The 24,577-nt window shown below is 56.8% G+C and carries 20 protein-coding genes; 9 read left to right on the top strand and 11 right to left on the bottom strand.

Going from position 1 to position 24,577, the window contains the following annotated elements; translation table 11 throughout:
- The first annotated feature begins 667 nt into the window (after positions 1–667).
- The 6 genes from MU558_RS06755 to MU558_RS06730 all read left to right on the top strand — a co-directional run bounded on the left by MU558_RS06755 (position 668) and on the right by MU558_RS06730 (position 8,833).
- A complete protein-coding gene (locus tag MU558_RS06755) occupies positions 668–2,167 on the top strand; it encodes a type I restriction-modification system subunit M (protein WP_246973218.1) in 1,500 nt (499 codons plus the stop codon).
- Positions 2,160–3,437 carry a restriction endonuclease subunit S gene (locus MU558_RS06750; protein WP_246973216.1) on the top strand — a complete coding sequence of 426 codons (1,278 nt, stop codon included), beginning with the start codon at positions 2,160–2,162 and terminating at the stop codon, positions 3,435–3,437. Before MU558_RS06755 ends, MU558_RS06750 begins: the two co-directional genes overlap by 8 nt.
- Positions 3,430–6,384: a type I restriction endonuclease subunit R gene (locus MU558_RS06745; RefSeq protein WP_246973214.1), complete on the top strand. Its 2,955-nt coding sequence runs from the start codon at positions 3,430–3,432 to the stop codon at positions 6,382–6,384. The genes MU558_RS06750 and MU558_RS06745 overlap by 8 nt, the downstream gene beginning before the upstream one ends.
- A complete protein-coding gene (locus MU558_RS06740; protein WP_246973212.1) occupies positions 6,377–7,099 on the top strand; it encodes a M48 family metallopeptidase in 723 nt (240 codons plus the stop codon). Before MU558_RS06745 ends, MU558_RS06740 begins: the two co-directional genes overlap by 8 nt.
- A gap of 346 nt (positions 7,100–7,445) precedes the next feature.
- A complete protein-coding gene (locus MU558_RS06735; protein ID WP_246973209.1) occupies positions 7,446–8,072 on the top strand; it encodes a tyrosine-type recombinase/integrase in 627 nt (208 codons plus the stop codon).
- Positions 8,073–8,287: 215 nt separating this feature from the next.
- Complete coding sequence (locus MU558_RS06730; RefSeq protein WP_246973197.1) at positions 8,288–8,833, top strand: hypothetical protein; 546 nt, start codon at positions 8,288–8,290, stop codon at positions 8,831–8,833.
- Between the two features lie 524 nt (positions 8,834–9,357).
- Here the strand turns inward: MU558_RS06730 and MU558_RS06725 are convergent.
- A complete protein-coding gene (locus MU558_RS06725) occupies positions 9,358–9,717 on the bottom strand; it encodes a hypothetical protein (protein WP_246973194.1) in 360 nt (119 codons plus the stop codon).
- Between the two features lie 227 nt (positions 9,718–9,944).
- On the opposite strand from MU558_RS06725, the gene MU558_RS06720 reads away from it, so the two are divergent.
- On the top strand, positions 9,945–10,793 hold the full coding sequence (locus MU558_RS06720) for a winged helix-turn-helix domain-containing protein (protein ID WP_246973192.1): 849 nt from the start codon (positions 9,945–9,947) through the stop codon (positions 10,791–10,793).
- A 327-nt stretch (positions 10,794–11,120) separates the two neighbouring features.
- Here the strand turns inward: MU558_RS06720 and MU558_RS06715 are convergent, their stop codons facing one another.
- The 4 genes from MU558_RS06715 to MU558_RS06700 form a co-directional block, all read right to left on the bottom strand.
- A complete protein-coding gene (locus tag MU558_RS06715) occupies positions 11,121–11,753 on the bottom strand; it encodes a hypothetical protein (protein ID WP_246973190.1) in 633 nt (210 codons plus the stop codon).
- A gap of 288 nt (positions 11,754–12,041) precedes the next feature.
- Positions 12,042–12,302: a DUF7437 domain-containing protein gene (locus MU558_RS06710; protein WP_425607626.1), complete on the bottom strand. Its 261-nt coding sequence runs from the start codon at positions 12,300–12,302 to the stop codon at positions 12,042–12,044.
- Positions 12,289–12,498 (bottom strand): hypothetical protein, encoded by a 210-nt coding sequence (locus tag MU558_RS06705; protein ID WP_246973185.1) that lies wholly within the window; start codon positions 12,496–12,498, stop codon positions 12,289–12,291. Before MU558_RS06705 ends, MU558_RS06710 begins: the two co-directional genes overlap by 14 nt.
- 7 nt (positions 12,499–12,505) lie before the next feature.
- Positions 12,506–12,778, bottom strand: coding sequence for a hypothetical protein (locus tag MU558_RS06700; protein ID WP_246973183.1), 273 nt, complete (start codon positions 12,776–12,778; stop codon positions 12,506–12,508).
- Between the two features lie 1,826 nt (positions 12,779–14,604).
- Between MU558_RS06700 and MU558_RS06695 the strand changes: the two genes are divergently transcribed.
- Positions 14,605–16,062 carry a hypothetical protein gene (locus MU558_RS06695; protein WP_246973177.1) on the top strand — a complete coding sequence of 486 codons (1,458 nt, stop codon included), beginning with the start codon at positions 14,605–14,607 and terminating at the stop codon, positions 16,060–16,062.
- 460 nt (positions 16,063–16,522) lie between these two features.
- Here the strand turns inward: MU558_RS06695 and fer are convergent, their stop codons facing one another.
- The 4 genes from fer to MU558_RS06675 form a co-directional block, all read right to left on the bottom strand.
- Positions 16,523–16,912, bottom strand: coding sequence for a ferredoxin Fer (gene fer, locus MU558_RS06690; RefSeq protein WP_246973174.1), 390 nt, complete (start codon positions 16,910–16,912; stop codon positions 16,523–16,525).
- A 72-nt stretch (positions 16,913–16,984) separates the two neighbouring features.
- Positions 16,985–18,157: an inorganic phosphate transporter gene (locus MU558_RS06685; protein ID WP_246973171.1), complete on the bottom strand. Its 1,173-nt coding sequence runs from the start codon at positions 18,155–18,157 to the stop codon at positions 16,985–16,987.
- An 81-nt stretch (positions 18,158–18,238) separates the two neighbouring features.
- Complete coding sequence (locus tag MU558_RS06680; RefSeq protein WP_246973169.1) at positions 18,239–19,417, bottom strand: inorganic phosphate transporter; 1,179 nt, start codon at positions 19,415–19,417, stop codon at positions 18,239–18,241.
- Between the two features lie 71 nt (positions 19,418–19,488).
- A complete protein-coding gene (locus MU558_RS06675; protein WP_246973167.1) occupies positions 19,489–21,378 on the bottom strand; it encodes an SLC13 family permease in 1,890 nt (629 codons plus the stop codon).
- 352 nt (positions 21,379–21,730) lie between these two features.
- Between MU558_RS06675 and hisA the strand changes: the two genes are divergently transcribed.
- Positions 21,731–22,456 (top strand): 1-(5-phosphoribosyl)-5-[(5-phosphoribosylamino)methylideneamino]imidazole-4-carboxamide isomerase, encoded by a 726-nt coding sequence (hisA, locus tag MU558_RS06670; protein ID WP_246973164.1) that lies wholly within the window; start codon positions 21,731–21,733, stop codon positions 22,454–22,456.
- 177 nt (positions 22,457–22,633) lie between these two features.
- Here the strand turns inward: hisA and MU558_RS06665 are convergent, their stop codons facing one another.
- Together MU558_RS06665 and MU558_RS06660 are read right to left on the bottom strand one after the other, a co-directional pair.
- Entirely contained in the window at positions 22,634–24,130 is a 1,497-nt protein-coding gene (locus MU558_RS06665; protein WP_246973162.1) for a TrkH family potassium uptake protein, read from the bottom strand.
- A 50-nt stretch (positions 24,131–24,180) separates the two neighbouring features.
- On the bottom strand, positions 24,181–24,453 hold the full coding sequence (locus MU558_RS06660) for a DUF8028 family protein (RefSeq protein WP_246974853.1): 273 nt from the start codon (positions 24,451–24,453) through the stop codon (positions 24,181–24,183).
- Positions 24,454–24,577: the final 124 nt, after the last annotated feature.

Below are 24,577 nucleotides of genomic sequence, written 5' to 3'. Positions count from 1 at the left end.
AGCGTTAAGTGAGTGGCAGGGACGTCATCTAGAGCCTCCGATACAATGTGATGAGTGGCCGAAACCCACCCCGGACCGCAAATGAAAATCCGACACAAACGGTACAGAACCGCGTTGTACATCGACAATTCGATTCTGGGAACACTCCAGACCACGAATGTATCTGCAAATTCGTCTCCCCCTCCGATTCGAGACTGTACTTCAAGGAGTGATTTTGGAACCGTAGGAAATGCTACCAGCAGTTCTGTCACCAAAGACATCTCGAACAGTTCCGGCCTTTCTAACCGACCATACGGATCTAACCGCAGAAACAGTGGCAGTACTGAGTAGAAACGTCAGGAACGCCAGAACCATTAGAAACGTCAATATCGGTTGGAACGCCAGATACCGTGGGCGTGGCTCAACGCTGGTTCGGACAAAGCAGGGTTGAGACGTTTCCAACGTCATTTCCGGTAGAACCATCAACAACGTTCCAAGCATCAGAAACGGATGGAACGTGCCAGCAGACCCGTCTCCAATATCAGAACCATTTCTGATGGTACTTACGTCGCAAACGGATCTTCCATCGGCAACGACACTGACCTGCTGAATGCCGATATAGACTATATTTCTATCCGTTGCGCGTTCAATCACAGAGCATATTATGTATGCACAGGACCAGTAGGATATGGCCATTTCGCTGGACGAGTTGGAATCTCATCTGTTCAAATGCGCCGACATAATCCGAGACGCCGTTGACCCGACTGACTACAAGGAGTACATCCTCCCGCTCGTTTACTACAAGTCAATCTCCGACGAGTTCGAAGTACAGTACGAACAGAACGTCGAGGAGTACGGCGAGGACTTCGCCCGCCGGGAGAATCTCTACGACATTCCCATCGTCCCCGAGGGCTATCTGTGGGACGACCTCCGTGCAGTAAGCGACAACGTCGATAAGGCGATTGATGATGCTTTCACCGAAATAGTTGCCGAGAATCCGGGATTGAGAGGGGTTTTCCGGGCGGATTTCAGCGACACCGATGCTTTAGACGATGGGAGACTAAGCAGGCTACTCGAACACCTCGGAACCTACGATCTCGACCGCGATAGCGTCCCCCCGGACATGCTCGGGGAGGCGTATATGGACTTGGTGCGCCACTTCGCAGAGGAAGAAGGCAAGTCCGGCGGGCAGTTCTTTACGCCGCCGCACATCGTCAACCTCTGCGTGCGTCTTGTCGATGACTTCGAGGACGGCGATACGTTCCACGATCCGACCGTTGGCTCCGGTGGGATGCTCATCGAGGCCGCTAGGTACTACGAGGAGCAAGGCGGTGACTCCTCAAAGCTGACGTTTACCGGGCAGGAAATCAACCCCGACATTGCGGCGATTGCGAAGATGAACCTCTCCATCCACGGCCTCGATGGGGAAATCAAGCGCGAAGACTCTCTTTCGCGTCCACAGTTCACCGACGAGGAGAACAACGAACTCACCCGCTTCGACCGCGTGCTGGCGAACTTCCCGTTCTCCGCTGATTGGGCGAAAGACGAACTTCAGGACGACCCGTATGGCCGCTTTGACTGGCACGAGAAACTCCCGCGTGCTGACCGGGGAGATTATGCCTTCATCATGCACATGGCGAAGCAGTTGAAGCGCCCCGACAAGGATGGGACGGGCGGGAAGGCGGCTATCGTCATTCCCCATGGTGTGCTGTTCCGGAAGCACGAGCAACGCTACCGGAGGCCTATGCTGGAGAACGACATGGTCGAAGCCATCGTTGGCCTCCCCGAGAACCTGTTCCAGAACAACTCGATTCCCTCCGCCGTTCTCGTGTTGAACACGGACAAACCCGAGGGGCGCGAGGGCGAGGTACAGTTCATCCACGCTGCCGACGAAGCGTTCTACGAGGAGTTGTCGAACCAGAACGAACTCACCGAGGACGGCCTCGATCACATCGTCGAGAACTTCCGCGAGTGGGCGACCGAGGAGCGTGTGAGTCGGACGGTGTCGCTTGACGAGATTCGCGAGAATGACTACAACCTGAACATCGCACTCTACGTCGATACGACCGAACCAGAGGAGGATATTGACGTAGAGGAGGAACTGACGAAGTTACGTGAGTTACAGGCAGAGCGCGACGAGATAGAGGCGACAATGAATGAGCATATGGAGGCCCTCAATTATGAATGACGAAGCCACCTTAGATGAGTTCGTTGACGGCGACGTATCCAATTCCGAGGAATGGATCGTACGCTCTCTTGGTGAGTTGGCCGAGTACCAGAACGGGAACGCATTCAGCAAAAGCGAGTGGGGCGACGAGGGATACCCAATCATTCGGATTCAGAATCTGACTGGTGAGCAAGATGAGTTCAACTACTTCGACGGAGATTTGGAGAGAAGGTATGAGGTAGAAGCCGGAGATACACTTTTATCTTGGTCTGCAACAATCGACGTATTCCAATGGTCAGGGCCTAAAGCCGCGTTGAACCAACACATATTCCGTGTCGATACCTCCGGTGATGTTAACGACACTTTCTACCGATTCAAATTGGAGCATCTGCTACCCCGGTTGATCGCACTCTCACATGGGAGTACGATGCAACATGTTCGGAAGGCCGATTTGGTAAATGTTGATGCGAATATTCCACCACTCCCCGAACAGCGCAAAATCGCTACCGTACTCCAGACGGTTGACCGGGCAATTGAGAAGACGGAGAAACTGATTGAGCAAAAAAAGAGGCTACGAGACGCTGTTGCCCAAGAGTCGCTTGTTCTTGAAACGAATAGTTATACGCGTCCGACAGAGTGGGGGAGAATACCTGAATCGTGGGAGGAGAAAACACTGGAAGAAGTATGCCGGCTAATTACTGATGGCACACATATGCCTCCTGAGCGGACTGAAACTGGTATCCCACTAATCGGCGTTGATGAAATCGACGGGATTCAATTGGATTTCTCCGGGGACTTGAGTTACATCTCCGAAGAGGACTATCAGGAGATGAGCGAAAGTAATAAACCGAATGAGGGAGATGTGCTTGTGGCTGTAGTGGGAGCAACAATAGGTAAGAGTGCTATCGTAACCCGACAAAAACAATTTGCAATCCAACGGAGCCTTGGGTTACTCCGTACTAATGAGTCCGTCCTTCCGAGGTTTCTCCATACCGTCGTTCAATCTCCTAATTTCAAAAGACAACTCGATACTCGGTCAAGAGCAACAGCGCAAGCAGGTGTCTATTTAGAAGAATTGAAGCGCGTTCGTATTCCTGTTCCCCCCATCGAAGTGCAGGAAGACATTGCCGACCGTGTCGATGAAATCACGTACTCAATCAGAAACGAAAATGAGTATCTCAGCAGTCTTAAGCGCCTCAAACAGGGCCTCATGCAAGACCTCCTTTCGGGGGAAGTCCGAACAACCGACACTAACATAGAGGTTCCCGAGGAAATCACACAGCATGGTTAGCACTCCATCCGAATACGGCGTCGAACGCTCTCTTCTCTCGTGGCTCGACGGCGTCGGATGGGGAACCCACGGGCAAGACGGCGACCGTGGCGCGAACGTACTCGATGACACCTACGAGCGCGACAGCCATGAAGTTATCTACTGGAACCTCCTTGCCGAGCAGGTCGTCGCACTCAACGACGCCATCACCGAGGACAACGTCGAGAAGTTCATCTCCTCACTGAAGCGCGACCTCGATGCGGAGAACCTCATGGACGGCAACCGGGCATTCCACCAACTGCTCACCAAGGGCAAGACCTTCTCCGTCCAGCGCGACGACGGCACGAGCGAGACGATCTACGTTGACCTGATCGACTACGAGAACCCCGAGAACAACCGCTTCCACGCGGTCAATCAGTTCTCCGTCTCCCGCGAGACGACCATCCGCCCGGACGTGTCCCTGTTCGTCAATGGGATTCCGCTGGTGACGATGGAACTCAAGAGCCAAGCACAGGACAACGACTGGCACGACGCCGTTAGTGATCTGCTTGCCTATCAGGACGATGTCCCCCGGCTGTTCGTCCCCGGTCTGTTCAACGTTGCCGCCGACACGATGGAACTCCGCTACGGTTCGGTCGGCGCTCCCCGCGAGTTCTACGAACCGTGGAACGACGCCCCCGCGAAATACGAGGACGACAACGAGATGCGGCAGGCGGTGAAAGCACTCTGCAACCCCAGCACCATCCTCGATCTGCTGAAGAACTTCGTCTTCTACGAGCGGCGGGCTGGCGGTGATGCGAAGATCGTCCCGCGATACATGCAGTACTACGCGGTGAACCGAATCCTTAACCGCGTCCATCGGGCCGAACACAAGCGCGGCCTCATCTGGCACACCCAAGGGTCGGGGAAGTCTTTCACGATGCTGTACGCCGCCGAAAATCTCCTCAAGCGCGACGTAGCCCGGAACCCGCAGGTGTTCATCATCGTCGATACGGATAAGCTCAACAGCCAGATGCGCGACCAACTGGCGAACCTCTCGCTGGAACAATGGACGGAAGCCGAGAGCATCGACCATCTGCAAGAACTCATCGAGCGAGGACAGAGCGAGCTTGTTCTGACGACTATCCAGAAGTTCGAGAACGTTGACCCCGACGTGCAGGGCAACGACGAGGTCATCGTCATGTCCGACGAGGCCCACCGCTTCATGGAAGCTGACCTCGGAAGCCGCCTCGATTCGGCCTTACCCGACTGTTACCACTTCGGCTTCACCGGGACGCCCGTTCGGGAGGGAGAACGCCACGAAGATCGGAACACGTTCCGCGAGTTCTCCCCCGAGGGTGAGGACTACCTGCATCGCTACTCCGTGAAGCAAGGCATCGAGGACGGCCTGATTCTGCCCGTGTACTTCACGCTCCGCCACGAGATGGAGTGGGAAATCGACGAGGCGGGGCTGGACGAGGAGTTCGAGGAGAGCTTCCGTGGCATGACCACCGACGAGAAGCGTGAGTTCATCCGCGACAATGTGAACGCAACAACACTCGCGGAGATTGAACCACGGGTTGACCGCGCTGTCGATGAGATTGACCACCACTACGACGAACACGTTGCGCCGAACGGCTGGAAGGGAATGGTCGTTACGCCAAGTCGACGGTCTGCGGCAATGTACGGAGAACGTCTCATCGAGCGGCGTGGAGAGGACGAGGTGGAAGTTCTCTACACCGCGACCAAGGACGACCCTGACCTGATTCAGCAGTTCCACACGGATTCCGAGGAGCGTGACGGCATCATCAAGGAGTTCAAACAGGAAGACGAGCCGAAACTCCTTGTGGTACACAACATGCTCCTGACGGGCTTCGACGCCCCGGTTCTGAAGACGATGTATCTCGACCGGAATCTGAAGAACCACAACCTTATGCAGGCCATCGCCCGGACGAACCGACCTGCCGAGGGGAAGGAGAACGGGGAGATCGTGGACTTTCAGGGCGTGTTCGAGAACATCGACGAGGCGCTAGATTACGACGCCGAGACGAAAGCCTATGCCGCACGCGACAAGGACGAACTGTTCGATGATCTCGTTGACCAAGTCGATTCCGTGTTGGAGATTTTCGACGGGATTCCGAAAATCGACACTCAAGAGGCGACCTACGAGGCCGTCAACCGAGTCAGTACCCATCCAGAGAGACGCGAGTTCAAGCAGGGCTTCCGTCACCTCCAGAATCTCTATGAGGCCGTCGCTCCGGATGGCCGACTGGTGAGCGAGGGTATCGAGCAGAAATACAAGTGGCTGAGTCGGATTCACGTCGCATTCAAGCGTACCACTGGAGAGCCAGAACCCGAGGACGATATGCGAGAGAAGACGCGAGACATTATCAGCAACAACGTCGAAATCACGGAAATCAAGCGGGACTTCCCGACCTACAAGCTTGGGGAAGAATACCTCGAAGATGTCGAAGGACTCGATAATCCCGGTGTGAAGGCTTCGCAGATCGCTCACGCGACTCGGGAACACCTCCATCCGCGAGAGAACCAGAACCCCCGGTATAAGCGGCTGAGTGAGCGCGTGACCGACATCGTCGAACGCTGGCAAGGTGACGAGATTAGCGACCCCGAGGCAGTTGAAGCTCTGAGGTCAGTCGAAGAGGAGGTTCTGGAGGTTGAGGAGGAAGCTGAGGAGCAGGGGATGAGTAACACCGAGTTCGCCATCTATACCCATCTCACAGAGGAAACGCCGGAGGCGATTCAGTCAGAAGAGCAAGCCGAAGAAGTCGCAGAGAAAATCGTCTCAGAGTTCAACGACCGCGTTGACCGTGATTACGCCGGTTGGAAGACGAACCAGCAGACTATCGCAGAGATTGAGCGCATCCTGCTCGACGTACTAGTGGTCGAACACGATCTTGGCCATCTGATTCAGGACAACGATGACTTCGTAGATGCAGTTCGTGACTACCTGATTCAAAACCATGTCTGAAGTACAATGCCAAGAGGTCAGCCTCTTGGGACGCACCGTCGAATACGATGTGCGTTACAGTCCTAATGCAACTGAGCCTCGAATAGACGTGGACATACACGGAGTGACTGTTGTCATTCCTGAGTCGGAGGAACTTCGGCCAACAAAGCTACTCAAAGAGAACGCTGCATGGGTCATTGAAAAAAAGCGCAAGTACGACACCTATAAAACAAACATACCGGAGCGGAGGTTTGAAGCTGGAGCGACATTCCCCTATTTAGGGGAACAGCACGAGGTCGTTATTGAACAACGACCGTCGTCTAGTGTGGTCGATGGCAAACTCCGGCTAGCCAAGTATCATGTCAAAGATACCTCGGTGAAACGCGCTCTTGAAACGCTCTACCGACGCAATGCCCGCCAAACGTTTGAGCGGCGAGCCGACCACTACGCAACGGAGATGGGAGTTGAGTATGGGCAAATCGAGATTCGAAACCAGAGAACCCGTTGGGGCAGCTGTTCTACCACGGGAACACTCGGCTTGAATTGGCGATTGATGATGGCCCCTATCAAGATTGTCGATTATATTATCGTCCACGAACTCGCCCACCTTCGGGAACCGAACCACACAGCAGCGTTCTGGTCCCTTGTCGCGGAACACGACCCAGATTATGAGGATCATGCCCAGTGGCTCGAAGAGAATAGTATTCGTCTGATTTTTTCCGAGGAGGACCTTTGATGACCCGCCGGATCCACCTGAATAGTCCTTTTCTGCCGAGCGCATTCTGCGCTACCTGCTAGCTCAGAATTACCTTGAGAAAACATATACGTACCAACAGGTATCCATCAGTCTATCATCCCTGTCTCACTGGGGTCGGCTAGCCGCTTCATCCCTTAGAACGATGAAGAGGTGTTATACTCTGTACGGGGACCGAGAGAGTGTTTCATCCATAAAGTCCGTTGTAACTGTGTGCTACTCGTTCAGGCGAGCTTGGGAGTCTATTTACAGAATCCCAAACTGGCACAGGTTTAAGGGCGGTGAATCTCCAGATTTCGATAGGTACAGTAACTCAGTGATTCGATAAATGTCCTCTACAACGAATACCCAAACTCAGACAGAAGAGAAAGCGAAAGCATGGCTCAAACCAGAACAGGTAGACGAACTCCGAACCACGACAGTCGCGGAGTCGGCCAACTATCTCTCCCTCCGCAACGACACAATCATCGCGATGCTGTACGACTCTGGACTCCGTGTCGGTGAGCTGGTCCAGTTGGATGTCGACATGCTCGATCTCGATGAAGGCATCATCATGCTCCCTCCGGACATACAGAAGGACTACCCCAACGACAACACTCCTTCATACACAGAAATCGAGCTAGCCACTGATACCGTCCGGACACTTCGCAACTACCTCAACTCTCGCTGGAAAAACCCAGACGCCCTTTTCCCAAGTCGGCAATCCGAACGAATGACGACGGAATCTGTCCGCAACGTCGTTGAAGACGCTGCTGTCGAAGGAAACGTCCACCCTCAAACTCTCAGAGGCCGAGGTGAACCAAAGGAAATCACGCCACACACACTTCGTCACTCAGTCGCGTATCGGATGTTGAACAGGGAAGATGGGAACACGCTGTACGACGTGACCAAGAGGTTGCGACACGCAACTATTCAGACGACTGAGCGCGTGTACTCGCACTTTGACCGTGTATAACTTCCAACCCGGTTCATTGATATAGCCATCCGGGTCGCTTACATCCCGTATCTAGATGGACACTCGCTTACAACCTAGAGCGGTGGGTCCCTTATTCTGAGTGAGCCAGACCGCCCATAGGACTACAACCAAAATGACGCCTCTTATCAGCTGTGCTGAATCGAAGGCGCGTATACTGCACTATTGTAAAGATGTAGTGACGAGACTATTGCAACATGGACGCGGAACAATACGTGGACAGACTTGTTGAAGCAGAACGTGATGGAATGATTGAACGAGCAAAATGGATTTCCGACTACCGGCCACAGTTCTCAGCGGGTATGGCAATTTCCGGTGGCGAAGAATCAACAATCCTCTATGACGATGCTCAACTCTGTTATATTTACGGGCTGTTCTCGGGGACAATAGTCCTTGGCCAATCCTTTATCGAGCGGTCGGTTTGTGGTGTCGCATACAGTGCAGGCGAGTTCACTGAAGACGAACGACCGGGATACCATGATGCTGTGGACTTTCTTGAGGAAAACAACATTTTAACTCCAGATGAGGTGGAAGGAATCGCATTAGATGAACTCCATAAACTCAGAAACCCACTTGTGCATTTCCGAAAACCAACGGACGAAAGTACCTTGCTAGGGAGAAAGATGGAAAGCGTTCGTGAAAGGCCTGAAACAAAAGCTCCGACTACATATGAGATGCTCAAAGAGGACGCAGAGAAGGTGCTGAGAACGTGTTTCTCCGTGAGCAGAATATTTGGAGTCTAATATAAAAGTACAAAACAGCGTAGTGCTGTGGTCTGGAGGGCGAGTCTACCGGTTGCTGAGGTTATAGGAACTGTTCTACCTCAAGTAATACTCTTTTAAACAGTATCGGAGGTGCGAGATGTTGAGGCTTCTCTACCACCCATCAAAAGTGGCTAGCAAGGCTAGTCACCAATCACCATCTCGTGTAAGAAGAGGACTCAACTGTAACAACAACCCGTGGGCATCAACTAGTCGAGAATATCAAGCGTCTCACGCGCAGACTCGATCTTGTCACGCGCCGCACGGAACTCGTTATCGACCGTGTTACGAGACCGACCCAGAACACCCTCCAACGCAGCACGGTCAAACGAACTGTACTTACGATAAACATACGATTCGGCCTGATTCCGAGTCAATAGACCAGCATCCACTAACTTATCGATTATTCCCTGATACCGTTCAGAGTCAGTTGTCATAATCCCCGTGACGGAATCGAACCGCAGACATTAGACCACTCGGGGAACATTGCGAAAATCGTTCGATTACTATCCGTGAATTGGTGCCCCGTGGTTGTCTGGGAGCTTAGCGACCGAGATTGCGTCCTCCTTAGAGAGTTTGAACCTCCGCTGAACCTCCTCCTCAGAGGCGTCAGGGCTAACTACGAACGTGAAGAGGACACCGCTACTCCACCGGATCGATTCTCCGCCACCGAGCCAGTTTGCAGACCCAATTACCACATCTCCGTTGTCGGTATACACCGGGATTTCGAACCGACCGTGGAAGTCGCGGGGGTCAACTGCGTCGCGTCCGGAGAGACGTTCGATGTCGTCGTCAGAGAGTTGCGCTGACTGAAGGTTGTTGAGCATGCTGTTCTTGTTGTCGGAGACTGTCTTTGTCTCGTTCATATTTCTACGTGAGTTCCACCCGCCTTTATACCTTACCCCAAAAACATAGTAACTTAAGTGGGTGGTGAAGTGGGGCACCCGTATGCACAACCATAGCATTTTATTGAATTTGTATACGTGTGCGAGAACACAGAATCCACTTTTGCTAGCCAACGCCAGCACCACCCACTCAACTATTAACACTTTTTTGAAGAAATTATATCGCTCATCAGTACGACTACCCGAATATGACAAACAATCCTAACGACGAGGAGCGGCTAGCTGAACAAAAACAGCGGACTCGCATGGCCATCAACGCCCTCCAACAGCACCCTGATACGATCTATGCTGACGGCCACTGGTGCGGATTAGAAATCTGGACGGGATTGGAGACAAACAAAGACAGTGATACTCTCGAAAACATCGAATGGCTATTCGGATTAACCCTAACGCACGCAAGCGTCAAGCACGACGACGAACACGGTACAGTTCTTGATCTCGAATATGACCTAATCGAAGACCACGAAATCCCAGTCGAGGACGACCGCATCACCGAACTCCTCGACTTCTACGATCCCAACCAAAGCGTCGAGAAGCCTATAGGAGCAGCCATTGATGACGAACACGAGTTTCGAAAGGGCCTCGTCTCACGAGAAGACCTCAAAAAGGGAGATGTACACAACCACGATGACGTGCTAGCCGCACTCCACTACGATAACCACAATATCCTCCATGATGACGCATCAGGCCTCCTCTCCGACGATAACCCCTTTGGGATTGGGCACTACCTTGACATTCTCGAGCTAGCGGTCGAACCCAACCGGTTTGCCATACTTCACGCGCTTTTCAACACGAACGACGGGAAGAGCGCCTCTGAGTTGGCGGACGTGCTTGGGAAGGACGGTTACGGCCTCCACCAACATCTCGACAGGCTGGTGGATGCTGGATTAGTTGCCAACTGGACGAAACACGACCCTGAGACAGGAAACTACAGTTACTTCGAGATCACCGGCACCGGTCATTCCCTCCACGAGGCAATCACTCATCTCATCGACGTGGAGCAGGAAGCCTCCGAACAGTTTCGTAGCGGCGAATAGTGCTGCATGAGTTCCTTACTGAACTAAGGGTTCTTATGACTCGCATGGCCAGTCGACATTGGATTAGAAAACTATGGCTCGCATCAACATCGAGATTCCCGATGACCTACATCAGCAACTCCGCACCGAAAGCGCGGTAAAGAATGTGCCAATTAAGTTGCTGGTCATCAAGGCCCTTCGGGGCCACGCCGACTCAACAGACCTTGACGTCGACCCGGAATTGACTCAGTAGCGTGATTTTAAGCAATAACGAAAGAGGAGATAGAAGTCACTATTAAGCCAACAACATAACTAAATCCAGTGACATAGGTAGGCCGGAGACCCCAGCTAGCCCCACTCTTCCGCGTACTTTTCATCAGGATCGCCCACAGCGTCGGATTCTTCAAGTAACTTCTTCACCGTCCAGAATTGCTTCTCCAACTCAGTCACCTTCTTCTGCAATTTCCGATTCTGTTCTCGGAGTGCTTCGTTCTCCTTCCGTAACTGGTCTTCCACCATATTAATCCGGTTCTTGCGTTTCGTGTTGTGGCTTCGCTCCCGGTTGTCAAGGCGGTCAACAGCATCCTCCACGTCATCCACGCGCTGGTAGAGTCGGGCGGTTACGTCGCTAACCTCGTTCAATTTCTCGACTGCTTCGGCGTTCGAGCGTACATCATCAAGTACCCCGTTGTTAGTGTCGAGCCACGCCACACCGTCACTCGTCAAGAAGTGGGTGTTAACCCCCATCGGGTACTGTGGGTGGTCTTCTTTCCGTGTGTTCACGAGGCCGCAGGCGCGGAGTTTCTTGTCGATCCTGTATTGGACGGTCTGGTTTTTGTCTAGCGTGCTGTGTTCGTCGCGGATTGTGCCAGTGGTGGCCTCCCCGTCGTGAAGGCGAAGTATCTGCATAATTTCGAGGGTGGCGTCATCCATCGAGACGGATTCTTCATCTGGTTTCTTGCATATTGGCTGTGCTGTCATATTTGCTCGTATACCACCATTCCTTAAAGGACTTCCATGCATATTCACAAGTAATTTTCAAGTAATCGAGACTGCCGAATCGGGGGAAAACCACCTCCCCGTAGGGGAGGTGATAGGGCGAAAACAGGGAACCCCCGTCACTGTAACACATAAGGTAGGTTTCAGGTTCCGGGCGCGAACCCACATCACGATGCCACTGACTATCGCTCCACGACCGCGACTAGTCCCAGCAGAAAAACACGGCTAGCCTCATCACGCCCCGATAACACTCCTAAGCAACGACCAGCATCAGGACTCACCCCGAACATCCCGAACAACAGGCGTCAACGCCTGCAGGATAACCTCTGCCTCAACCATCGACAAGTCGATCTCCCGAGCCATAATTCGGTGATTCATCGACCCATCTTCCCGTTCGATAGCATACTCAACAGCCTCTCTTAACTCGTCTCGGCCATGCCTATTGAAAAAGACTGCAATATCCTCGTCATCATCCTTCAGCGCCAGTGCCTCGTTTACAACCTCATCCACGACGTCCTCACTCCTCGTCATCCCAACCACACTCTCGATGCTCCGCCAACATCCGGTGCATCTCCTCATCCTCGATCTCCAACCACCCTCCTCCCATCAGCATGACCTCCGAAGGATACTCGTCTGCGGGATACTCCGGCCAGTTAGGGTCACGCGCTTGCTGCTTCCGAACTCTTTCTTTCAGGTCCTCGTAACTCATCTCGTCGTTAGTCGTCATAGGAGACTCACTCCCATCCCTCATCATCGTCGTCATCATCAGACAGCTCAGCCAATACCTCCTCAGCATTCTTCCGGTTCGAATCTAACAAGCGATACATCTCCTCATTAACAACCTCAATCTCACTCCAATCACGGAGGTCAATAGTGAATGGAAAATCGTCGCTGTCCGGGTCATCAATCCATCCAGCTTCAGGAGGCGATGTACGTGCTGAACCAGTGTAACTGAAGTCACGTTCGTCAGTCTCGCCGCCATCATCAGGGTCAACCTCGTCAACCATACCTCAAAGCAAGGAGAGAGGGTATATCAGCCCTCTGTAATTGTCAGAACACGCCTATATATTATGGGCGTAACCAACCGAAGACAACGGCCTTTAGCAACGATGGAACCCCTCAGCTCCGCTAGCCCGTCATACTCAATTTCGGCCACAGAGATAGCTATCCAACTAAGGACGACAATTGAAGTCACGGTCGTCGGGTCATGGTCCCCCGATTACAGAGAGTGAGTCAGGAGAAAACGTTCACATTGCGAGTGAGAGTGCGTTTATCCACGTCTGGATACTGCCCCATCATGTCTCTTTTTGGCTCGCGCCAATCGACGTACCCTTCTCGCCACGCCTTTCCTTTCCCCTTTTGTGTCGTACTTCGCGTGGCTAGCCACGCCTGTTAGAATTACCACATTCGAGGGCGTCACGTCGTGTTAGTTAGTGAGTCGCGTCAGGGTTGTAGCCGTGTCTTGATCATCACAAATAACTCCTTAGTCCATGTTTGGGCCAAACCAGTCCACACGCAATTTCAACGAATTAGGTGTTTAGACGCGAATTTATGGGAAGAACGGGGGTAGTCGGTAGCGGTATAATTCCCTACCCCGCGTTTTGTTTTCGGCGCACGGAAGAGAAGGACAGGAGAAAGTAAATGACGAAACCCATTTACACACCACCATGTCATGAGAGTCGTGTGTGTCCTGAGACGGAAATCAGACAGTAGCGACGTTCTCAGATTCTCGGTGGAGTCGTTGCCCCCACGTTTGGCCCAACTTGTCCCAGACCTGATTCTGCCGAGTGAGTCGGTGAGACCCGTGGTTGGCGGGAGTATAGAGGGTCGGAGGTCAGGAGAAATCGGCTACTCTGCATTTTGTTTTCGACGCACGGAGGAGAAAGGCGGGGAGGGAGAACGCGAATACACCACTACTAATTGGAGCAACCTTTATAACTCTATAGTATATACCTTACCCGTAATGGGTTCAAAGCGAACGGGATCGTGTAAACTACTCCCGTGAGCGGTTGCTCGTCCTCCGCCTACGTCCTCTTTTTGTCGTTCTGATGTTCGGCGTGCTGACCGCGTGCAACAATCCTGTCGACCCGCTCCCACGTCCCGCCTTCCCTGTCCTTCTCTTTTGTTCGTCGAAAACAAAACGCGAATTGGTACTCTCCACGTTTATTACACGTCCCATCTCCTTCCTACGAGTTTCATTTCGGGAGAGTATGGCTATGTAAGGCGTGTTCTTATTAGTCGTACCAATTGGGCCAAATGTGGGTATGCCAAGTCGTCAAGGAGTAGAGAACGTTACTATTACCTGATTTTTCATCTCAGGACTCACACGACTCTCATGACGCGGTGTTGATGGGATGTGACCGGTTCGTTCACCCTTCCCCCTCCTTCCCTCTCGTCGCTCAAAAACAAAATAGGGGTTAGCTAACTTCGACCTATCGTTGGATGATGTTCTGGTGTTTTTGGAGGTTAGAGGAGGTGCGTGGGACGAATCGTGCATGGGACATTTTGGCCCAGACGTGGGGTTCGGTGTCTTGAGATCGGCTGTATTGGCGTGTGTTGGTTTCATGACTCTCGTGACTCTCATGACGTGGTGGGTTTTGGAGGTTCGTGTGTATGTTTTTAAATGCGTGCCAATTCATTCTATATGTGGGGTATTTTAGCCCTTTCTCTCGGGGACTTTAAGTCCGTATCATGGATATTGTTAAGTGAAATGGCGAAATCGGAACGAGTTCGAACTTCACTCGAGCCAGAGATGTACAGCGCGTTCAGTGAGAAAGCAAACGCAGAACATGGAGGTGAGGCTCAAGCGCTCCGGTATCTCGTTAACAAGTTCGTGAACGACGAGATCGCGTCGTCAAACGTCACGAACGAGGATTTACTGGAGGAGATTCAGAATCTCAAGGACAGACGTGTTCAGCCCCGTACAACAACCAGTAGTGAAGTTGATGAGACGATGCTACACGAGTATAACCCGGACGACATCCAAGTCCCAGAACAATTGCGTCCTGACGTGCGTGATGACGCGAATTATGACTACACGACAACCCTGTCGAATGAGGCACTTCAGGCGTTTAAAGAGTCGAACAAGGCGTTAAATCCCTTCCACGTCTCGGATAGCCAACGACCGTCTGGTGAAGAGAATGCAGTTGCATTGTCAATTGCGGTGTTGAAGTATAACTACGACACTGTATCTGAGACGACAATCCTTGATGCAATTACAGACAATGATGATGGGGTTGGATATGACCGGGATTACGTGAAGAACAAGGTGAAGTACCACAAGAAAGTGGGTCGACAGTTACTCAAAGATCCGGGGGCCGACAAATATGCTGTGACACGGAAAGGGGAGGCCCAGATAATTAACAGTGTCATTGACCGGTTTGAGGAGGATTTGTCGACCATTCGTGTCGCGGAGTCTAAGATGCAATTCGAATCAGGAGTTCAAAACGCAAAGGAGCGTATTGCGTCAATCTTCGATCTTGTTGACCAGTCTCGTCATGATTGGACCCTTGATCTCGAGGAGAGGTTGGCCGATGCCAAAGCGGATGGTCGTGAGAATCTGTATAAGGAACGTAAACTGAAGATTGAGACGAAATTGAATGCTGCGGACCAGAAGATTGAATCGTTGGGGGAAGCGTCCACTCCGAACGAGATAAACCGTATTGCAGACGGTTTTAACAGGCTCACCGACCGTGTTGAAGTAATCGCACAAAAGATCGACTTCGATGTGTCGGATGACGTGGCTGATTTGGAGGAAGAGTTTGAGGAGATGCGAGTCGTTTCTGAACGGCGTGTTCAGATGGAGCTGAACGAAGATGCTGATGAGTTGGTTGTAGAGCTACAGACGATGCTTGATACGTATAGTGGCTGGGATCTTCGACATTCTGGATTCAAGGAGAAGATGGGGCGCTTGGAAGAGTTGTTGGAGTTTGATGGTGTTGATGTTGGTGTCGATATTGCTGAGTTGAAGGCTGTATTCGAGGATAAATCTCAGTATGAGTTCGGGCGGGAAGAGTCAAGACAGACTGAGAGTCAGTTCGAACAGTCGGTAGAGAAGGCTGAAGAGTTGATTAATCAGGCTGTTGAAGGAGATCGTGACGTTGATGAGTTGATGCAGAGGTTCAATGAGGTGGTTAGTCTCGTTAGGGATATGAACGAGATGGATGATCGGGATTGGATGGCTGATGCCTTCGCTGATTTAATTGTGGAGTTTGAGACTGCGGTTGACGAGTCGTATAATCCGTCTCCTGCTCTCTTGAGCCTTGACGAGAGGGATAAGTATCTAGATTAGGTTGTCGCCGTCTGTTGAATCTGAGCTATACCGGCAGGAGTACGCGGACGGTGATGACAGTTGATCTTAGATTGGAGGCGACGTACTACGGCCACGGGTTACGGTCGATGTCAAAACGACTCGATGGGATGGAAGTGGCCGACTCCTCATGGACACTCACCACGTCTACCGAGTACTCAAAGAGGATGGGAAGTCCCTTCCGGATGCGTTTCTGCTAGCCGAGGAAATCGAGGTCGGTGTTATCGGTCTCGTCGGGTGGGTGTATCTGGAAGAAGTCAGTGATGCGCGAGATATTTGCTAAGGAACAGCTATAATTCGGCTGTATATCATCTGACGGCAGTCGATCGATGACTCTGGATGGTGGTTACAGGGTTTCTACCAAGAAAAATGCGGGCGTTTGTAGGGATTTGATTCTCTCCAATGCGCTCCTGTTGTACGTACAATGTACGTACAGCAGAATTTATATGACGCGGTTCTGGAGGTAGTCGAGGTGCTTTGCGTTGTAGACGATCTTGACCTCGTCGGCGGCCGGCGAGCCGATGCAGGTCAGGCGAACGTTCTTGTCCTCGACTTCCTCGTCGCTGAGGATCTGCTGCATGTCCATGTCGATGTCGCCCTCTCTGACGATGGCGGCACAGTTCGCACACGCACCAGCACGGCAGGAGAAGGGCCAGTCGTAGCCCTGGGCTTCGGCTGCCTCGAGGATGTACTCGCCTTCGTTGACCTCGAGGGTGCCGTAGTCCTCCTCACCGAGGCCGGCGTCTGCGGCCTGCTCGAAGAGGTCGTCGTCGTCCATGTCCCAGCCCTGGTCGTCCAGTACTTCGTAGTTGAGGTATTCTACCGTGGGCATCACTCCCCGCTTCGAGTCCCGTACTGGTATAGCTTGCTGTTCGGTTTCGTATGATTTGTCACGAACGACCGTTCAGACGAGGGTGAATATAGCAGTGAAAAAGAGATACGAGAGCGTGACTGCGGACCCGGGCGTGAAGATCCACAGCGCGATGACACGTCCCGTCGCCGCGGGATCGTAGAGGTCGCTCGCGTCGAGGACGTCCTCGGGTTCTTCTTCGCCGATGGCCCGTGGTTTCTTCTCTTCCTCTTCGATCGTCAGTGCGCGGGTCGTCACCGGAACCTCCTTTTCCCGACGGACGGCCTGTGGGATCGTCGTCACGCGCGTCGCACGCCCCCAGCCGAGGCCGACGATGCACATGATCGCCGACAGCGCGAGGCTGACGGGGATGCCGATGTACGAGAGGAAGGTTGTCAGCGACGAGGCGACGGTCGCGACGATCAACGCGGCCAGAAGCGGCAGGTCGGTGAGGTCGCTCCCGACGGTGTCGAGCGTGCGACGGGCGATCGTGAACGCGCCGACTGCGACGGCCGAACACGCGACGACGACGCCGGCTGTCATCGAGAGTGCACCGCTGCCGACCAGCGGTGCGACGGCGTTGGCGACGTTACTCGCCCCGGCGCTGAACGCGCTGTAGCAGGCGATCGCGAGGATGACGACGCTGCCGACAAGTTCCCGTCCGGTCGTCCCGGGACCGAGTGCCGGCCGGGGGATCGACCTCGAGCGGTCGATCGTGAGGAGGGGGCCATCGGAGCTCTCGAGGGCGAACCGGGCGTCGAGCCACGGGTAGATGTAGCGGCCGATGACGCCGCCGATCCAGAAGGCGAGGACGGGGGCGACGATCCACCAGGCGACGATGCGGCCGAGGACGTCCCAGTTGACGTCGCCGACGGCCATTCCGAGTCCGACGATCGAGCTGACGGCGGTCATCGACGTCGAGGCGGGGACGCCAAAGGAGTTGGCGACGAGCAGGGCCCCACCGACGAAAAAGAGTATGCCGACGCTCGCCGCGAGCGAGAAGTGCTGCTCCGGGACGATATCGCCACCCATCGTGCTGACGACGTTCGGACCGACGATCGCGCCGCCGGCGAGAAAGAAGATCGACATCAACACGCCCGCCGTCACCTTCGACAGTACGCCGCTACCGACCGCGGGACCGAACGCGACCCCGGTCGACGATCCACCGATGTTGAATCCAACGAACATTGCGACCCCAACTCCGACGACGAGAAGGATCTCGACCATGTCTACGTCGTTACCTCTCCCGGTGGATTGCCTTTTCGCTCTCGGTTCTCGAGACGGTTCGGCGGTTGATCGGCCCGTCTTTCAGAAGAGGGGGACAAACCGGAACGTGAGGAACGCGCCGACGGTCGAGACGACCGGCACGACGTTCTGCATGAGGATGACCCGGGCGGTCGTCGACGGGTCGAACAGGTCGGAGCCCCGCGGAATGTCCTCGACGCTCTCTTCGCCGATCTCTGGCGGGGTTTCGCCCTCCTCTTCGGCGGTCAGTGAGCCGACCGAGACTGTCGTCTCCTCGCCTCTGGCCGCGCCGGGAAGGGTCGTCGTCCGCGTCGCTCGCCCCCATCCGAGACCGACGATGCTCATCGTGGCGATGATGACGAAACTCGCCGGGATGCCGAGCCACGAGAGAGTGATGACGATCGCCGAACTGACGACCGCGACGACGATTGCAGCCGTCAGCGGCAGGTTCGTGATGTCGTTGCCGAGGGTATCGAGCGTGCGACGGGCGATCGTGAACGCGCCGACGGCGACCGCTGCGGAGCCGATGAGAATCAGCGTGACCATGTCGACGTCGCCGGTGCCGTAGATCGGCGCGATCGCGTTCGCGATGTTGCTCGTGCCCGACGAGAAGGCCATCAGACAGCCGATCACGACGACGACGGCGGCGCCGATGGTCTTCCGCCGTCCGAGGTCGTCCGACGTCGCGATCGTCGGGATACCGCCGTTCGTCGTGACCGTCACCATCGGATCCTCGCGGTCGGGGTCCTGCTCGATCGCGATCCAGGCGTTGAGCCGTGGGTAGAAGTACCGGCCGATGACGCCCGACACCCAGAAGCCGACGACGGGGGCGACGATCCACCACGCGACGATACGGCCGAGGATGGCCCAGTTGAGTTCGCCCGTCGCCAGGCCGAGCGCCGAGATCGCGCCCACGGCCGTCATCGACGTCGAGGCCGGAACGCCGGCGTAGTTGCCGAGAAACAACGCCCCGCCGATGAAAAAGAGGACGGCGACGTTCGACCGCATCGTAAACACCGCAGTGTCGGTGACGAGTTCGGTGCCGAGCGTGTCGACGACCTGCGGACCGATCGTGATCGCGCCGAGAAAGAAGAACACGGACATCAACGCCGCCGCGAAGAGCTTCGTGATCACCTTCGCGCCGACCGCCGGTCCGAACGCTGGCCCCGTCGTCGCACCGCCGATGTTGTATCCGACGAAGACCGCGACGAGAATTCCCACGAGCAGCAGTACTTCCGTCACGTCTTGCGATCACGGCTCTCTCCCCTAAAAACGCGCCTATTTCTCGAAGGGAGGCGGACGGGCAAGGACGGCTACACACCCCAGATCGCGACGATCCCGAGCGTCGTCACGACGGTCAAGATGAGTTGCAACGGCGCGCCGACTCGAGCGAAGTCGGTGAACTCGTAGCCGCCGGGGCCGTACACCATCAGGTTGGTCTGGTAGCCGACGGGCGAGAGCAGGGGCGTACTCGCGGCGAAGACGACCGCGAGGACGAACGAGTACGGTTCCGCACCGATCCGGACCGCCGCGTCGAACGCCACCGGGATCATCAACACGACGCTCGCGTTGTTGCTCAACAGCTCGGTCAGGACGGCCGTAAAGAGGTAGAATAGCCCGAGCACGACGATCGTGTTCAGGCCGCCGGCTCCCGAGACGGCAAGTCCTGCGAGGAACGCCGCCGCCCCGGTCCGCTCCATGGCCAGCCCGAGCGGGATCAGTCCCGCGAGCAGGAAGATCACGCCCCAGTCGACCGCGCCGTAGATCTCGCCGGGCTCGAGGACGCCGGTCACCACCATCGCGACCGCCCCCGCGATCGAGGTGACGAGGATCGGGTAGATCTCGAGGGCGGCGATCGCGACCACGCCGGCGACGATCGCGAGCGCGAGCGGCAGTTTCGACCGCCGATAGGTCGGCCGCGTGACGTCCCCGGCGACGATGACGTCCCGGTTGTCGGCGAGTCGCTCGAGCGCCTCCGTGCTCGTCTGGACGAGCAGCGTGTCGCCAGCCCGCAGCGGCCGCTGGTCCATGCGCGCGTGGACGACTTCCGGACCGCGTCGGACCGCGAGCACCGTCGCGTCGTAGCGCTCCCGAAAGTTCGAACTCGCGAGCGTCTGCCCGACGAGCCCGCCGTCGGGTGCGACGATCACCTCGGCGAGCGACTGCGGAGTCGCCCGTTCGTCCCCGCGGGTCTCGAGGTCGGCGTCGCCGAGGTCGAGTCGAGCCAGCAGTTCGAGCCCCTCGACCTCGGTCACGTCGAGGACGGCCTCGCGACCGGTTCGAACGACGAGCACGTCGCCGGCGACCAGCTCTTTCTCTCCGATCGACGCGCCGAAGACGTCTGTGTCGCGGACGAGCGTGACCGCCTCGAGGTCGACGTCGACGTCGGAAAGCGCCTCGCGGACCGTCCGCTCGACCAGCGGCGAGCCCTCGGGGATGACGACCTCGGTGAGGTAGGAGGCGAGGTCGAACTCGTCGGTCAGCTCCTCGCGGGGTTCGATCCGCTCGGGCAACAGGTACGGCGTGACGACGAGCAGGTAGATCGAGCCGGCAACGAGCACGAGGACGCCGAGTGCGGTGAACTCGAACATGGTGAACTGGCGGCCGAGGTACTCCGGGCGGGCGACGATGCCGCTGGCGAGCAGGTTCGTCGAGGTGCCGATGAGCGTGAGCATGCCGCCGAGCATCGAGGCGTAGGAGATCGGGATGAGGAGCCGCGACGGCGACGTGTTCGTCCGCTGGGCGAGTTCGTCCGCGACGGGGATCATCAGCGCCACGACGGGCGTGTTGTTGACGAATCCCGCCGAGAGACCGGAGACACCGATGACGGAGCCGAGCTGGCGGCGCTCGTCGTCGCCGGCGAACGTCGCCAGCTGCTCGGCGAGCAACTGGACCGCGCCCGTCCGTCGCACCCCTTCGCTGAGAACGAACATCATCAACACCGTGATCGTCGCCGAGTTCGCGAAGCCGACGATTCCGTCGTCGGGCGAGATCGTCGTCCAGGGCTCGAGGACGACGAGGGCGACGATGACCCCCAGCGCGGTCACGTCGAGGGGAACCGGCTGCGTGACGAAGAGGACGACGGCGACGGCGATGATCGCGAAGACGACGAGTACGTCGGTCGTGAGCGCTGGCGTCTCCGTCGCCTGTAACGGCGTCTGTATCGCGAGTGCGAACGCGAGTTCTCTCACGCTGCCGACCATGACCCCTCCTCGAGCAGCTGGTACTCGTCGGTCGCAACCGACTCGGTGATCGGCTCATACTGCCGGAGAACACGGTTCAGACATCGATCGCACTCGAGACGCTGTCGTCGCTGCCGACAGCCGTCGAGACGCGACCGAGTGTGCACTGACCGTTGTCCGGGAGTATCAGGAGACGGTTCCAGGAGGACCCACGCCGCCATAGGAAACCGGCCACCGCACAAACATGTAATAGTTCTCCACGGAACGTAGACAGTGTCCCGACCGTGACGGTCGATTCCCCCTCTCGAGTGACGCCATCCGGTGGCCGGCCGGAACCGTCGCCTTTACTCGAGTCGCCCCCGCTCTCACGACCATGAACGAGGCGTTCGAGGTGATCCCGGCGGTCGACGTACAGGACGGCGAGGTCGTGCAACTGGTCCAGGGCGAACGCGGCACCGAGAAACGCTACGGCGATCCGGTCGAGGCCGCCCGTCGGTGGATCGACGCGGGCGCGCGGACGCTCCACCTCGTCGACCTCGACGGCGCGTTCGAGGGCGAGCGGATCAACGCCGACGCGATCGACGCGGTCGTCGACGCCGTCGACGTCCCGACGCAACTCGGCGGTGGCATCCGCACGGTCGAAGACGCCCTCGACTTGCTCGAGCGGGGCGTCGACCGCGTCATCCTCGGCACGGCGGCGGTCGAGAACCCCGAGATCGTCGCCGAAATCAGCGACCAGCGGCCCGACAGCGTCGTCGTCAGCCTGGACGCGAAAGACGGGGAGGTCGTCGTCGAGGGCTGGACCGAGGGCGCTGGCATCTCGCCCGTCGAGGCCGCCGAACGCTACGAGGACCTCGGTGCCGCCGCGATCCTCTTTACCAACGTCGACGTCGAGGGGCGACTCGAGGGCGTCGCGACCGACCCCGTCCGCGACCTGGTCGAGGCGACCGACGTCCCGGTGATCGCCAGCGGCGGCGTGGCGACGCTCGAGGACGTCCAGAACCTGAACGAGGCGGGCGCAGCCGCGGTCGTCGTCGGCAGCGCGCTCTACGAGGGGGCGTTCACGCTCGAGGAGGCACAGGCGGCAGTCGAGGAGTAACCGACTCGCGAACGACGACAAGAGAACCGGCCGGGAGCACGGCTCGAGCGACGCGAGAGTCGTGTGACCCGGGGAAGGGCAGGCGGCTCGTCGATGCTCGCCGAGACTCACCGCGACCGGCGACGGGTGGGCCACATATCCAGCCTCGAACGCGACGGCCCGACACGGGCGATCGGTTCACGACCGCCAGTACGCCGGCGTCAGCAAGACGAGTACGGGGACGATCTCGATCCGGCCAATCCACATCATGAGCACCATCACGAAGCGGGTGCTCGTCGGGAACACGAGGTAGTTGTCGTAGGGCCCGGCGGCTCCGAACGCGGGACCGATGTTGAGGAAGATCGACGCGGCCGCGCTCAGCGCCTCGAACTCCGTGACCGTCGTTCCGACTCGAGCGGCGTCGACGACGACGAACACGGTCAGCAGAAAGAAGATGACCATCGCGAGCATGACGTACGAGAAGACGTCCCGGACGGTCCCCTCGTCGACGACGTCGCCGCTGAGCCGGAGCGGACGGACGGCCTCCGGGTGGACCGAGGTGAAAAAGTCCCGCCGAAAGCTCTTGAGTATCACGAGCCACCGCAGCAGTTTGATCGAACACGTGGTGCTGCCGGCCATCCCGCCGAGGAACATACACAGAAAGAGGACGTGTTTCGCGCCGGGGCCCCAGAGGTCGAAGTTCGTCGACGCGTAGCCGGTCGTCGTCACCATCGAGACGACGTTGAACACCCCGTGTCGGAGCGTCGGCTCGAGTCGGCCGCCGAAGTCACCCTCGAGTGCGAGGATGGCGACGACGACCCCGCCGAAAAACGCCAGGACGGCGAGGTAGAAGCGAAACTCCTCGTTCTCGAGCGGACGGCGGTACTCACCCAGCGTGACGTAGTACAGCAGGATGAAGTTCGTCGCCCCCACGATCATGAAGGGGACGATCGCCCACTGTGCGGCCGGCGAGAACGCGCCGATGCTCTCGGCTTCGGGCGAGAAGCCGGCGGTCGAGACGCTCGTGAGCGCGTGGGCGACGGCGTTGAAGAAGGTCATGTTGGGTGCGAGTCCGAGGAGGTACAGCAGGTAGAACGTCGCCACGGCGAGTGCCGTAAGGCCGACGTACAGCCCCCAGATGAGCCGCGCGGTGTCGTCGATCTCCGGCCGGAGCTTCCGGACGCTTTTGGTCTGGGTTTCGGTCTCCATCAGCTGGGCACCGCCGACCATCAGGTTCGAGAGCAGCCCGATCGCGATGATCAGGATGCCGAGGCCGCCGAGCCACTGGAGGAGCTGTCGCCACAGCATGATCGCCCGCGGGTGGGCCCCGAAGTCTTCGATAACCGTCGCCCCGGTGGTCGTGATCCCGCTCGTGCTCTCGAAGAGGGCGTTGACGGGGTGGGCCAGGACGCCGTTGCCGGCGAGGACGAACGGCACCGCGCCGACGACTGCGACGGACAGCCAGGTCAGCGCGACCATCAGGAACGCCTCGCGCTGGCGGAGCTGGCGGTCGGCGCGCAACTGCTCGAGGCCGTATCCGATGGCGATCGTGACGGCGATCGCGGCGACGAACGGGACGGGATCGTCGCCGTCGTAGACGGCCAGAGCGAGCGGGACCGAAAGCGGGACTGCGAACCACTTCAGGACCGTCCCCGTGAGGCTACAGCTCGAGCGCCAGTCGACGCGAATCTGCATCGACCGACGAAATGGTCGCGAGCGACGAAAATCCTCCGGGGCGACGAACGTTACGGCTGGTTGTAGCCGTGGCCGGCGTAGAGGGCGAGGAGGTTCACTGCGACCAGGCCGAGGAACGCGGCTGTGACGCCTGGCTCGTCCAGTCCGCGCACGAGGAGGGGGACGTGTACGAACGGGAGCGTGATTGCGACCCAGAAACCGAGAAACTGAATCGGGCCTTTGACCGAGCGGACGAGCCGTTGTCGGCGGCCGTCGTGCTGGCGTTCCGTCTCAGGGCTGGACGGTGCGATCGAATCGTTCGAGAGCGGGGAGTGGTTGGGCATCGGTCGGCTACTCACCTCCAACTATCCACGACATTCTCTCCATGTATCATATAAACGGCCGAACGTTGGTCTCGTTTCGGCCCGTTTCATCTCGGTATACGACTGATAACCACCTTTCGAAACG

It is taken from the genome of Natribaculum luteum, assembly GCF_023008545.1.
Lineage (GTDB): Archaea > Halobacteriota > Halobacteria > Halobacteriales > Natrialbaceae > Natribaculum > Natribaculum luteum.
This window is presented reverse-complemented; position numbering and strand designations above follow the sequence as displayed.

What these genes read in the sequence shown, in the direction of transcription:
- MU558_RS06755 (WP_246973218.1), top strand. Translation starts at nt 668, where the DNA reads ATGGCCATTTCGCTGGACGAGTTGGAATCTCATCTGTTCAAATGCGCC.
- MU558_RS06750 (WP_246973216.1), top strand. Translation starts at nt 2,160, where the DNA reads ATGAATGACGAAGCCACCTTAGATGAGTTCGTTGACGGCGACGTATCC.
- MU558_RS06745 (WP_246973214.1), top strand. Translation starts at nt 3,430, where the DNA reads ATGGTTAGCACTCCATCCGAATACGGCGTCGAACGCTCTCTTCTCTCG.
- MU558_RS06740 (WP_246973212.1), top strand. Translation starts at nt 6,377, where the DNA reads ATGTCTGAAGTACAATGCCAAGAGGTCAGCCTCTTGGGACGCACCGTC.
- MU558_RS06735 (WP_246973209.1), top strand. Translation starts at nt 7,446, where the DNA reads ATGTCCTCTACAACGAATACCCAAACTCAGACAGAAGAGAAAGCGAAA.
- MU558_RS06730 (WP_246973197.1), top strand. Translation starts at nt 8,288, where the DNA reads ATGGACGCGGAACAATACGTGGACAGACTTGTTGAAGCAGAACGTGAT.
- MU558_RS06725 (WP_246973194.1), bottom strand. Translation starts at nt 9,717, where the DNA reads ATGAACGAGACAAAGACAGTCTCCGACAACAAGAACAGCATGCTCAAC.
- MU558_RS06720 (WP_246973192.1), top strand. Translation starts at nt 9,945, where the DNA reads ATGACAAACAATCCTAACGACGAGGAGCGGCTAGCTGAACAAAAACAG.
- MU558_RS06715 (WP_246973190.1), bottom strand. Translation starts at nt 11,753, where the DNA reads ATGACAGCACAGCCAATATGCAAGAAACCAGATGAAGAATCCGTCTCG.
- MU558_RS06710 (WP_425607626.1), bottom strand. Translation starts at nt 12,302, where the DNA reads ATGACGAGGAGTGAGGACGTCGTGGATGAGGTTGTAAACGAGGCACTG.
- MU558_RS06705 (WP_246973185.1), bottom strand. Translation starts at nt 12,498, where the DNA reads ATGACGACTAACGACGAGATGAGTTACGAGGACCTGAAAGAAAGAGTT.
- MU558_RS06700 (WP_246973183.1), bottom strand. Translation starts at nt 12,778, where the DNA reads ATGGTTGACGAGGTTGACCCTGATGATGGCGGCGAGACTGACGAACGT.
- fer (WP_246973174.1), bottom strand. Translation starts at nt 16,912, where the DNA reads ATGCCCACGGTAGAATACCTCAACTACGAAGTACTGGACGACCAGGGC.
- MU558_RS06685 (WP_246973171.1), bottom strand. Translation starts at nt 18,157, where the DNA reads ATGGTCGAGATCCTTCTCGTCGTCGGAGTTGGGGTCGCAATGTTCGTT.
- MU558_RS06675 (WP_246973167.1), bottom strand. Translation starts at nt 21,378, where the DNA reads ATGGTCGGCAGCGTGAGAGAACTCGCGTTCGCACTCGCGATACAGACG.
- hisA (WP_246973164.1), top strand. Translation starts at nt 21,731, where the DNA reads ATGAACGAGGCGTTCGAGGTGATCCCGGCGGTCGACGTACAGGACGGC.
- MU558_RS06665 (WP_246973162.1), bottom strand. Translation starts at nt 24,130, where the DNA reads ATGCAGATTCGCGTCGACTGGCGCTCGAGCTGTAGCCTCACGGGGACG.
- MU558_RS06660 (WP_246974853.1), bottom strand. Translation starts at nt 24,453, where the DNA reads ATGCCCAACCACTCCCCGCTCTCGAACGATTCGATCGCACCGTCCAGC.